Source organism: Vibrio mediterranei, from assembly GCF_013364395.1.
Classification (GTDB): Bacteria; Pseudomonadota; Gammaproteobacteria; order Enterobacterales; family Vibrionaceae; genus Vibrio; species Vibrio mediterranei.
Genome location: NZ_JABXGK010000001.1, coordinates 1,947,940 through 1,959,467, shown reverse-complemented (window position 1 = coordinate 1,959,467; position 11,528 = coordinate 1,947,940). Strand labels below are relative to the sequence as shown.

Here is an 11,528-nt window from a genome sequence, read left to right as displayed (position 1 = left end):
GTCTAGGAACAGTCATTTGGGATTGGGAACAATTTGCGGGTTAATTTAACACAATTACCTATTCTAAGCGACGACGAAATGTTAACTATTTGTATTCGGTTTGCGGTAAAAAGCGAAGTGAGTCGAATGTTAATCCTCCTATGGGTATACTCCTTCACAACGACCTTGATTAGCAAAGCAAAATGACAGCCTTACCTATTGATTCTATTGAACAAGAATTTAAACAAGCTCTGAAACAATCACACCTTATCGTTGAAGCTGAAACGGGTTCAGGAAAATCGACGAGACTGCCTCTTTGGTCGATGGATCAAGGACGAGTGTTGGTGGTAGAGCCGAGGCGAATTGCCTGTACGTCGCTGGCACACTTCGTGGCGCATGGACTTGGTGAAAAGGTTGGAGAAAGCGTTGGTTATGCAATCAAGCTTGAAAACTGTTATACCGAGGCGTCAAAAGTGGTGTTTGTCACGCCAGGTGTCGCCTTGAGGTGGTATGCCGAAGACCGCCTGAAGAGCTTTGATGTGGTTATTGTGGATGAATTTCATGAACGACGTTGGGACACCGACTTACTGGTTTCGATGTTAAAGCGCAATCAAACTCATAAAACAGTAATTACTTCGGCTACCATTGAAGGTCAAAAGCTAGCTGACTACTTTGATGCCGAGCGCTTGGTCGCACAAGGAAGAGTGTTTGATGTGGCAGTTCAGCACCATCGAAACGACAGTCGACAACTGCCTGATGCAAGGCATCTAGAAACACGTGTTAAAAGTGCGATTGAGTCATTGTTAGACGAGCTTGCAGCAGATATCTTGGTGTTTGTTCCCGGGCGAAAGGAAATTCAGCAGGTAGTATCCTCGCTAAAACCCCTTGCGGAGCAGTATGACCTTATTCTAGCGCCGCTGCATGCTTCTGTGACTGAGCAACAGCGTTCTGTTGCAATGTCAGTTCAAGATAAGCGCAAGGTCGTGATTGCAACAAATGTTGCGGAAACCTCTTTGACGATTCCTAATATCGCGGTTGTTGTGGATTCAGGATTAGAAAGAAGAAATGTACAGCGTAACGGACAAACCACGTTAATGCTGACTCATATTTCTAAGGCGAGTGCTGCTCAGCGTTCTGGCCGAGCAGGACGAGTAATGGCAGGAACATGTATCCGTCTTTATGGTGAGCATGCTGCTCTTGATCTGGTCACCCCACCAGAACTTCAACGTGAATCTATTGTCGAGCCTATGTTGGCTGCTGCGACATGTGGGTTAGCGCTTAACGATCTCGAATTCATTGATGCGATACCTGATAAATCACTTCAAGCCGCCAAAGAGCAGTTATTACAACTTGGTGCGATAGATGATATTGGCATTACTGAGCATGGAAAAAAGCTATACCCATTACCGATTGATACTATTTACGCTGATTTGGTCACTAAGATGCCTTCACGAGCGCTGAAGGAGGCTATGATTGACCTAACGGCTGCACTATGTGCGACAGGTAAACTGTTTCAAATCACCAGTAATGAAGAGCTATTGATCAAGCTGGACCTAGAAGAGCCGTTAGGTTGTGACGCAAGTATTCTTATTGGCCTAGTAAGAGGCAAGCAGTACACAGGCTTGACGGTCGACCAAGAATGTTTGCGTGAAGCACAAGGGTTATCGGAGCAGATGCGTAGTGTATTTGAATTGCCGAGTCTGGAAGTGGCTTCTAGATATCAACGTGATGAATTGATAAAGCAAATTATCCAAGCGAACAACGCCTTGCTGTATGTGAGAAGAGAGCGGCGACGTGACGCTTTTGGTAACGGTTTTGTCGAAGTGCTGTTAGGAAGACAGAATCGAATTAAACCGAAAACAGAAGCAGGGTTGGTATTAGCCACTCATAGCTTACCTGGCCGAGGCGTTAAACAGACGATGACACTGGCCACATTACTTTTACCAGTGGACATCACTCAGCTCAAAGAACTTAATGTTGGGGAATGGGTGAGCGGAGAAACTGTCGAGACCGACGAGGGTCTTCAGCATTGTGAACATTTGATGTATGCAGGTCGCAAACTGGCGGAGCGCAGGATTGCGCCTAAAGGCAATGTCGCTTTGAAAGCCATCGCCCAATCGATCATTGAAGGAGTTATCTTTCCCACGTTGGCAGAACAGCTTACCGAACGTATGCTGCATTGGAAGCTGTATGTTGAACTGGGTCTATCTGACCAAACCGGTCCAGTAGACGAAGTATCATTGGAGTCTTGGATAGCTGAACAACTGTCAATGCTCGGTGTAAGTTCATTTGAAGATCTTGAGCTTATTGATGAGCGAGATTTTGTGTTTAACGGCGTTCCAGATTGGGAGTATTCAGATTTTGCAGCTAAGTACCCATTGGTCATTCAGTTAAGTGGTCTGCGTTTAACTGTCGAGTATTTTGGCAAAGGCAAGCTTATACACGTCCACTTCCATTCAGGCTCTCGAAAAGACGATCCTAAACGCAAAGAACTGCCTGCTTGGTCTGGATGGAAAGTAAAGTACAAGAAGGCGAGTCGCGTGTTAGATCTTCGTTGAGTTTGTGATGTTTTACTCAACAAAAGATGGATGAATGCTGCTATTGATAGATGTGCCATACATAGTTAACCAAGTGGCATTGTGGTGATGTACTTTTGTTCACATTATGTTGCTATTTGGATTTTTATATCACCTTTTGATGTCTAAGTAGGGTATAAAAGATGATTTTTATATATCCTATTGCTATATAAGAAAGTTTGAATAATAGTAGTTGCATAGCATTCTGTAATTGGGAGTGGTTATGTGTGACAAGAAAACATCGCCGGTAGAATTTGATTACACCAGTTTCCTCGGTGCATCTTGTAGTAAAAAATGGACGTTCCTTGAAGCGCTCACTTCTGTAGCGCCAGTGTTTGGCGAAGCGTGGAAAGAGAGTACAAAAAATCAGAATATTGATCCAGATAGCCGTCTTTGGGAGAAAGCGCTGAGTGCATTATCGAGTCGACGAAGTGATGAGTCGAATTTGGTCGCGCTGATGAAAATCGCTCGCAAAGAAAATATCGCTTGTCTTAAGGTTGTTATGCCTTACTCACTAGAATCTGAACAGATTCAGCTTATTCAAGATAAAGGTAACGTGAAAATTGTCGTGATACCTAACGAAGATATATTAATCGCTGAATTTCACTAGATCACGTTGTGCCATGTAACCAAAAAGGGAGCTTTAAGCTCCCTTTTTTGATGTGCGCAGCGACTAGGAACCTAGTCTGCGATGAGGTCGTAGTTGGTACGAAGTATGTCTATAATTTCTTGCTTTGGATTGCTGCTTAATTCAATCTTGCGACCAGTAATTTTCTCTGCGATACCAACATATGTTTTGGAAACATCCATAAGCGCAGATAGGGGAAGTTCGTTGTCGGCTGCAAGTGCTTCACGCTCTGGCATACGCTCTTTGTTTAAAAGGATATCAGGATCAGGGAAGTGGTTTAGCAGGAACTGGCGGAAGCCTTCTTTTGAGTTCTCAACGATATCGCCTACTTGATACGCTTTAGTATCCCAAATGCGGGAAGAGTCCGGTGTTCCAACCTCGTCCATATAGATGAGCTTTTCTTCGCCTTTTGAATCGGTAACGTAGCCGAATTCAAATTTGGTATCAACAAACGTTTGATCGATAGCTTCTAAAGCATCACTGATGACGGAGAAGCCTTCTTTAAGAAGTTTTTCGTAGCCATCGATGTCGGCTGCATTCGTAAAATTAAACGCTGCAAAGTTGTCGCTAATGTTGTCGCGTGTGATGTTTACATCATCTGCTTCAGGGACTCCAGGGATACCACGTAAGATACCTTTTGTTGAAGGAGTAATTAGGACGTCATCCAGTTTAGAGTCTTTCTTTAAGCCTTCAGGTAAAGTGATACCGCAGAATTCGCGCTCACCCTTCTCATAAGCACGCCACATAGAACCGGTAATGTATTGGCGACAGATAGCTTCGATCATTACAGGTTTTGCTTTTTGAACGATCCAGACAAATGGATGAGGAATATCTAGAATGTGGCTATCCGCTAAACCATTATCCTTAAACAATTGGAACCAGTGATTAGAAATCGCGTTGAGTGCGGCGCCTTTGCCAGGAACGCCCCTTAAGTTACCTTCACCTCGCCAGATACAATCAAAGGCAGAAATGCGATCACTGATAACCATAATGGCTAACGGTGCATCTTCTGCAACATCGTAGCCTTTGTCTTTGATTAGGCGGCGGCTATCCTCTTCGGTCAACCAATAAACCGAACGAACCTTGCCGCTATGAACAGGCTTATCAGTGCGGATTGGTAGATCATCGTTTACAGCTAGAACTTGATCAGCGAGACTCATGGAGACATTCCTATCTAATGTTGTGTCGTAAAAAGTGCGACGATTATGGGGAGTGGTAATACTCTTTGCTGCACGCATCATACCAGAACTATTCTATGCTGCCAGAAAAATAGCAAACGTTTGCGCAATTTTTATATAAGTTGCCTAAAGAGCGGATAAAAAATACGGTAAGTACTATTGAACAAGTACTTACCGTCATAAAAAAGGGATTACATGATTAACTTAACGAGTGGTCGGAATTTGGATTAATGTAAATAACTGTCTTTACCAAGAAAGATGACTTCGCATTGATAGTCAGCGGCCAATTCTTGAAGTTGATTTTGTTCTGTTAGAGAGAACTCACCATTTGCGATAACAGCACACGCGTTACCTGAGCGAATGGCTTTTTTGACAACCTGATACTGCGATAAATGCAATGAAGCCTTCATCTGAACCATATGGTTACCTAGTTTATGAAAGTGCATGATTTGTCCAATTGAAGGGCGAGGACATTCTGCCGTCAATAAAATCCACTGTGGCTTAGAAGCCAGCTGCGAAACCTTTTCAAGTACATCATCCTGAATTCGACGAAGCTGTTGTGAAGTTCCTTGATCATCAAAAACTCCGTATTGGTTTGGGACATTGTATTGTGAGTGAATTGTATTGTTGAGCAACATAACCCTGTTCCTTTATACATGCTGTATGTGTATACAGTAGTTTTTAGGCGTGAAAAGATCAAGCACTTTTTGCATAAAAAAACGACAAAAGAAACTAAGTTGTTGATATTTAATTGTTAAAATTTCTATTGGAATGGGCGGCAATCTCATACTTTTCGTTTTACACAGGTATAAGCTAACAACTACTGTATAAGAATACTGTATAGAGCAATGGTTTTTACTGGGTGACAATAGAGAAGGATATTGAGAAACAAAAACGCCTCTCTAAGAGAGGCGCGGTTCCTTTAGGATTGAGCTGACGATCGGTTTCTAAATTCGATTTCTGCTTGATTGAACTGCTTAACGTCCATAATGGCGAAACTCAGACACTTTTCACATGAGTGGTGACATAGACCGTCTATATACTCATGCTTGGTCACAAAACTTGGCGTTTGGCACCAATCACAGAAACCTTCGATAGTGAATGTATGCATTTTTACTCCCCACCCTTATTTGTACGGGTGTTATTATCGGGACGTATTATGACATAAAATTGCATGCAATGTTAAATAAATGTTTCTTAATTTGTTTCAAATGTTTTTCAAGATTGCGATTTTCTGAGAAATTGGTATATCAATGGATCTTTTGAGTGGCTTTTAGATGTTCCACGATCGCTTTGAAAGCAAGGTTTAATTGCCTCATTTCATCATCACTACCTTGAGCATCAGGGTGATAAATACGACACAACTGCTTATAGCGTGCTTTTACTTGCTTTGGTGTTAAGTTGTTAATTTGTCCTTGAGTGAAGCCAAAACGAAGGTAAGCATCATTAAGTGCAGAAGTGGTTGAACTAGATGCTGTGGATGATGCTCTTTTCTGAAGACTTGCAGCGTTCTTAAGTTGTAATTTTAGCTTAGTGATCAGGTCTTGTTGTTGAGAGAGCCTTGTTTTCATTTCTTGAATAGATGAGCGACGGTGTTGGCTTGCCATATTGAATCTCTTGAAAAAGATCAATGCGGAGAAGCAAGCGCTCAATAGAATTGAGATATAGATTAGGTGTAATGACCAGTTTATGCTTGGGGTAGTTGGTACTGAGTTAGATGTTGTTAGGCTCGTCTGTGTACTTGTGACAGATTGCTCTTGCTGCTTAAGCGCGGCAATTTGCTTTAACTGATGAGCATCGAATTGTTTTTTCAAAGCGAGCGCGTATTCGGCGTCAAACTCGGTTGATTGGGTTCTTGCGAGATCATACCAAAGCACGGCTTGATCTTCGTTGGCAATGTCGATATTAAAATCGCGGTAAAGCCGAGCGATTTTTCCATAAGTAGAATGGTCGCCTTCAGCGGCGAGCTTCGTATAGAGCAAAACGGCTTTTGCAGGATTGGATTTTATACCGCGTCCATATTCTAGTGCTTGTGCGTAATTATAGGTTGCCGCGCGATGTCCGTTTTCGCTCGCTTGTTGATACCAGTGAGCTGCTAAACTGAGATCTCTGCGAACACCTTCACCAGTCTCATATGCCAGTCCTAGACGGTACTGAGCTTCAGCATTGTTAAGTTGTGCCTGTTGTTCAAGCTGCGCAATGGAGGCGAGAGAGGAGAATGAAAGTAACAGAGCGATAAAAACAAACAGTAACTTGGAGCATGTCTTTGCCAAGTTGATCCTCATATTTATCGCTCTCCTTGTTGTGTGGTCTTTCTATTTCAGCATCTTTGGGGCTTGAGCGCCGTCTATCGGACGATTAACTGATACTTTTCGACCTTTTTTCAGCCCAACTTCGTAGTCAGCGGTGATATTTTTCATCGCTTCTCTTAGCTGCTGTTTGAATGTCTCTCTATCGATGTTTTTGAACTCTTTATCGATATAGTTATTAATTTTATTTGCCGATTCATCATCAGGGGCAATAACAGGCAGTTTTTCTAGCGCGCCTTCTATCCACCCGGAGACAAATGAATTAACACGTTTTGTCACTTCTGTATTTGAAGTACCAGAACCTGCGAAGCTATTTCTAAACTGACCCGTTTGCTCATTCATCTCACGATAAATGATATCAAAAGCAAAAGCTGCAAAGATGGCACGGTCAGCTTCGCCGATAAACTCAACTCGCTTTAGACCTTTATGGTTGAGTAAAACAGCTTCGACGCCAAATTTGGTATTGATGCCCCTGATCACCCGCAGCAGTGTAGAACTTATCGTTGTAGGCAGTAAGTGCGTCGATTGTGTTTTACCCATCTTAATAAACTCAATATCGTCCTTGTCTAGGCCGTATTTGAGCATGAGGCGGTGTGCCATTTTTATGGCGTTGGCTGCTTCATTGACGTTCGCTGAGTTACCTAATTCTAAGCACTTAGCAATCTTTTTGAGGGCTTTCTGTTTATCCATCGACAATCTGAGTTCTCTGTACCGCGAAAGAAAAAGGGCACTATTTTAACGATTTTCGGCTAAAAGGGGAAGGGTAGAAGGTGCAGGGTGGGACTCTAAGCGGTAACTAGAGTCCCAAAAGAATTCATAGAGCCGCCGCTTAAATACCTAGTTCATCGAGCAAATCTTGATTGTCGTTTTCTGGTTTGGTGTCTGTACGCTGTTTTTTGGCTGCGATGGCTTGCTCAATAATGGTATCTGGGCATTCGTCTGGTTGAACCTCAAACTCTTCCATTTGAATAAACTCGGTTTTGTCCATAGCAAATTCAAGATAAAAAATGTTGTTATTAGCTGTAGAGAAAGTAACTCGACGGGCTTGAGGTCGTTCTAAGTTTGTGTCGACTGACAGAACCACTTGCTTATTGATCGATAACATTTTCGGTTGGTTTTGGGTAATGTTGGTCTGCAGTTCTTTGCGAACTTTGTTGGTGAAGTCGCCAACAAGCTGATTCATGAGTTCGCCGAGGACATCGCCAACTTCATCTGCATTGTGGTGAATTGCGAGCTCTTCCTCAGGCATACCCATGTGACGCATATAATTACTGTAAACTTCAAGTGCTGCTTGTGAAGTGAAATTAATAACCACTAAACCCGAGAAACCGCCATCAAAGAGGACGAAGCAGCCAAAGTCAGGTTTTAACGTGGTTTTGGTGATTTTCTGAACCATTGCTGAGTATGTCACACTTGATTGTGTCGCAGAGGTCAAAACAGTTGAAACGGACTGGCAGAGTTTTAACAGAATATCTTCGGTGGTGATTACTTTGGTTTTTTTCATTATTGATTACTTCGTTTAATCATTTCTTCCGTGGTTAAAGGAGTGTGTCACGAAGCAAACCTCTTGAAAAGGCATAAACCATAGTCAATCGCTATGACTTTCCGATTTGATCACATTTTTAATTGTTGTAAAGTGTCCAATACCTATAAAATCTATTCGGTTTCAGCTACGTACAATAATTAAAAACGCGTTTATTTAAACGACCATGCGACTAAGTAGGTGAACTTTTTATTTTACATACACTCCTTTGCTGAGCGGATCAGCAGAATTAGGGGCAGGAAGCTAAATGTTACCAAGATTACACTCTCAAACCGACATTAACCCCACCGTACTGGTTTATCTGAAACAGCTTGAGGCTGAAGGGTTTACCGGGGATATCGAAACTCAATATTCGAGTCGCCTTGCCGTTGCAACGGACAACAGCGTTTACCAAAAATTGCCGCAAGCGGTAGTGCATCCAAAAACAACGGCAGATGTACAGCTTATAGGTAAACTTGCTAATCAAGAAAAATTCGCGGCTATTGCGTTTTCTCCGAGAGGCGGCGGTACAGGGACTAACGGACAGTCCTTGACGTCAGGCATTGTTGTCGATTTATCCCGACATATGAACCAGGTCCTTGAGATTAATGAACAAGAAGGGTGGGTAAGAGTTCAAACTGGTATTGTAAAGGATGCGCTAAATGATGCCGTGCGTCCTTATGGTTTCTTCTTTTCCCCAGATCTTTCTACCAGTAATCGCGCGACGCTGGGTGGAATGGTCAATACCGATGCGTCCGGTCAGGGCTCATTAAAGTACGGTAAGACATCGGATCACGTGCTATCTCTGCAAGCGGTGTTTGCTGACGGTTCACTTTTGGAAAGTGACGGTTCATTGAATCAGCTAGAGCAAGACAGTTTCGCTGCCAATGCATTACAGATTGCTGAACAGGTATGTAAGCAAAACCGAGTACTGATTGACGAAAAGTTTCCACCATTAAATCGCTTCTTAACCGGCTATGATCTAAAAAACGCTTATGACCCAAAGACAGAGAGTTTCAATGCTACGCGAATTCTCTGTGGTGCAGAAGGTTCACTGGCCTTTATCACTGAAGCTAAGCTGAATCTTACGCCGATCCCTAAAGCTCGTACTCTCATCAACGTCAAGTACAACAGTTTTGATGCTGCATTGAGAAATGCTCCCTTCATGGTTGAAGCAAATGCATTATCTGTGGAAACAGTTGATTCACGCGTATTGAATCTGGCCAAGCAGGATATTGTTTGGCATACAGTGAGCGACCTTATTAGTGATGTGCCAGGCAAAGAAATGCAGGGTATCAATATGGTTGAGTACGCGGGGCAAGATGAAGAAGAAGTGACTCAAGCGGTAGCGGCTTTAACTAAGAGTCTAGATGAGAAACTGAAGACAGAGCAGGACGGTATCATTGGTTACCAAGTGACCAGTGACGTTGCTAGTCTTGGACGCATTTACAATATGCGAAAGAAAGCTGTTGGCCTCTTGGGTGCCGTGAAAGGCAGCGCGAAACCTATTGCGTTTGCAGAGGATACTTGTGTGCCCCCGGAGAACTTGGCTGACTTTATTGCCGAGTTTCGCGATTTACTCGATGGACACGGGTTGAACTATGGCATGTTTGGTCACGTGGATGCAGGTGTGCTTCATGTAAGACCTGCACTTGATATGTGCGACCCCGAACAAGAGTCGTTAATGCATCAAATCTCAGATGAAGTCGTCAAGCTTGTCGCCAAGTACGGCGGCCTTATGTGGGGGGAGCACGGTAAAGGTTTCCGTTCTGAATATGGCCCTGATTTCTTCGGTGAGCAACTGTTTAATGAACTCAGACGCATTAAAGCCGCGTGTGACCCGTTGAACAAAATGAATCCCGGTAAGATATGTACTCCGTTAGAGAGTACGGATGAGCTCGTTAAAGTCTCGGATACCAAGCGAGGAACATACGACAGACAGATCCCGATTGAAGTTCGTGATAGTTTTGCCCAAGCAATGGAATGTAACGGTAATGGTCTGTGCTTTAACTATGACACCGCTTCACCTATGTGCCCTTCGATGAAAGTAACCGCAGACCGACGTCATTCACCAAAGGGTAGGGCTGGCTTAGTGCGCGAGTGGTTAAGACAGCTATCGGAACAGGGCTTCGATGTTCTTGAGTTAGAGACCAATATTAATCGCTCAAATAGTGCGAAAGGGTTAATTGAGAAGTGGCGGAACACGTTTAATAAACGTCATGAATATGATTTTTCCCACGAAGTATATGACGCCATGAATGGCTGCCTCGCTTGCAAAGCGTGTGCTAGCCAATGTCCAATAAAGGTTGATGTACCAAGCTTCAGAGCTCGATTCCTAAACCTTTATTACTCGAGATATCAAAGACCTGCTAAAGATTATCTAGTGGCAAATATCGAGACACTATTGCCATATATGGCCAAATTCCCCAAGGTGGTCAATTTTGGATTGAACCAGAGAGTTGTTCAGACGCTCACCGAGAAAACAGTTGGCTACATTGACGCGCCGCTTCTTTCTGTTCCTACTCTCAAACAACGTTTGAAATCGCAACCTGTTGCTCAGTTTAGCCTGGGGCAGTTACAGGCCATTCCTGCGGGTCAACGCAGTGACTATGTATGCATCGTCCAAGATCCTTTTACTAGTTTCTACGATGCTGAAGTGGTCGAAGATTTTGCCAAACTAATACTCAAAATGGGTAAGAAACCGGTGTTGTTACCTTTTAAGCCCAATGGCAAAGCAGCTCACATTAAAGGGTTTTTAAGTCAGTTTGCAAAAGGGGCAAAATCAACGGCGGATTTCTTAACACAGGTGTCTCAGTTGAATATTCCATTGGTTGGAGTCGATCCCGCCCTAGTGTTGTGTTACCGCGATGAATATGTAGAGATTCTTAAAGAGGAACGTGGGACATTTAATGTGTTAACCGCTCATGAGTGGCTCATGCCTCTGGTACAAGATAAAGACGCTCTTGAGATGGTGGATGAAGCAGATTGGTATTTGTTTGCACATTGTACAGAGAAAACCAAGATGCCTAATGCGGAAAAAGAGTGGGGCGCTATTTTCCATCATTTCGGCGGTCGACTAACAACAGTACCTGTAGGCTGTTGTGGTATGGCAGGAACGTTTGGGCATGAATCAGACAAGTTGCAAATGTCGAAAGATATTTATGGCTTAAGTTGGCAGCCAAATCTAGACAAGTTGCCAAAAGAGCGCTGCCTAGTCACAGGTTATTCGTGTCGAAGTCAGGTAAAAAGGTTTGAAGATGTGAAGGTCAAGCATCCTGTACAGGCTCTGCTACAACTACTGAACTAACTTTATGAAGCGCCCCAGATTGGGGCGCT

Annotated in this window: 9 protein-coding genes; 3 read left to right on the top strand and 6 right to left on the bottom strand. The window is 43.3% G+C overall.

Annotated features, from left to right (window positions below; all coding sequences use genetic code 11):
- The first annotated feature begins 182 nt into the window (after nucleotides 1–182).
- Nucleotides 183–2,537, top strand: coding sequence for a DEAD/DEAH box helicase (locus HOP38_RS09220; protein ID WP_198557912.1), 2,355 nt, complete (start codon nucleotides 183–185; stop codon nucleotides 2,535–2,537).
- Between the two features lie 241 nt (nucleotides 2,538–2,778).
- On the top strand, nucleotides 2,779–3,165 hold the full coding sequence (locus tag HOP38_RS09215) for a hypothetical protein (protein WP_006070783.1): 387 nt from the start codon (nucleotides 2,779–2,781) through the stop codon (nucleotides 3,163–3,165).
- Between the two features lie 71 nt (nucleotides 3,166–3,236).
- Here HOP38_RS09215 and HOP38_RS09210 read toward each other — a convergent pair whose 3' ends face one another.
- The 6 genes from HOP38_RS09210 to HOP38_RS09185 form a co-directional block, all read right to left on the bottom strand.
- On the bottom strand, nucleotides 3,237–4,343 hold the full coding sequence (locus HOP38_RS09210; protein ID WP_062459440.1) for a phosphoribosylaminoimidazolesuccinocarboxamide synthase: 1,107 nt from the start codon (nucleotides 4,341–4,343) through the stop codon (nucleotides 3,237–3,239).
- A 245-nt stretch (nucleotides 4,344–4,588) separates the two neighbouring features.
- Nucleotides 4,589–4,999 (bottom strand): hypothetical protein, encoded by a 411-nt coding sequence (locus HOP38_RS09205; protein WP_198557911.1) that lies wholly within the window; start codon nucleotides 4,997–4,999, stop codon nucleotides 4,589–4,591.
- Nucleotides 5,000–5,283: 284 nt separating this feature from the next.
- On the bottom strand, nucleotides 5,284–5,472 hold the full coding sequence (locus tag HOP38_RS09200) for a hypothetical protein (protein ID WP_006070780.1): 189 nt from the start codon (nucleotides 5,470–5,472) through the stop codon (nucleotides 5,284–5,286).
- 139 nt (nucleotides 5,473–5,611) lie between these two features.
- The gene (locus HOP38_RS09195) at nucleotides 5,612–6,646 is read right to left on the bottom strand and encodes a J domain-containing protein (RefSeq protein ID WP_198557910.1); all 1,035 of its coding nucleotides are present in this window, start codon (nucleotides 6,644–6,646) and stop codon (nucleotides 5,612–5,614) included.
- Nucleotides 6,647–6,676: 30 nt separating this feature from the next.
- Nucleotides 6,677–7,360: a DUF2786 domain-containing protein gene (locus tag HOP38_RS09190; protein ID WP_006070778.1), complete on the bottom strand. Its 684-nt coding sequence runs from the start codon at nucleotides 7,358–7,360 to the stop codon at nucleotides 6,677–6,679.
- A 139-nt stretch (nucleotides 7,361–7,499) separates the two neighbouring features.
- Entirely contained in the window at nucleotides 7,500–8,174 is a 675-nt protein-coding gene (locus HOP38_RS09185; protein WP_038230274.1) for a DUF3334 family protein, read from the bottom strand.
- Between the two features lie 286 nt (nucleotides 8,175–8,460).
- Here HOP38_RS09185 and ydiJ point away from each other — a divergent pair, with 286 nt between their 5' ends.
- Nucleotides 8,461–11,499, top strand: a complete 3,039-nt coding sequence (gene ydiJ / locus HOP38_RS09180) for a D-2-hydroxyglutarate dehydrogenase YdiJ (RefSeq protein ID WP_198557909.1) — start codon at nucleotides 8,461–8,463, stop codon at nucleotides 11,497–11,499.
- The last annotated feature ends 29 nt before the right edge of the window (nucleotides 11,500–11,528 follow it).

Bases quoted from the DNA above. Each gene is read 5' to 3' on its own strand.
- HOP38_RS09210 (WP_062459440.1), bottom strand. From the start codon at position 4,343: ATGAGTCTCGCTGATCAAGTTCTAGCTGTAAACGATGATCTACCAATC.
- HOP38_RS09205 (WP_198557911.1), bottom strand. From the start codon at position 4,999: ATGTTGCTCAACAATACAATTCACTCACAATACAATGTCCCAAACCAA.
- HOP38_RS09190 (WP_006070778.1), bottom strand. From the start codon at position 7,360: ATGGATAAACAGAAAGCCCTCAAAAAGATTGCTAAGTGCTTAGAATTA.
- HOP38_RS09200 (WP_006070780.1), bottom strand. From the start codon at position 5,472: ATGCATACATTCACTATCGAAGGTTTCTGTGATTGGTGCCAAACGCCA.
- HOP38_RS09220 (WP_198557912.1), top strand. From the start codon at position 183: ATGACAGCCTTACCTATTGATTCTATTGAACAAGAATTTAAACAAGCT.
- HOP38_RS09215 (WP_006070783.1), top strand. From the start codon at position 2,779: ATGTGTGACAAGAAAACATCGCCGGTAGAATTTGATTACACCAGTTTC.
- HOP38_RS09185 (WP_038230274.1), bottom strand. From the start codon at position 8,174: ATGAAAAAAACCAAAGTAATCACCACCGAAGATATTCTGTTAAAACTC.
- HOP38_RS09195 (WP_198557910.1), bottom strand. From the start codon at position 6,646: ATGAGGATCAACTTGGCAAAGACATGCTCCAAGTTACTGTTTGTTTTT.
- ydiJ (WP_198557909.1), top strand. From the start codon at position 8,461: ATGTTACCAAGATTACACTCTCAAACCGACATTAACCCCACCGTACTG.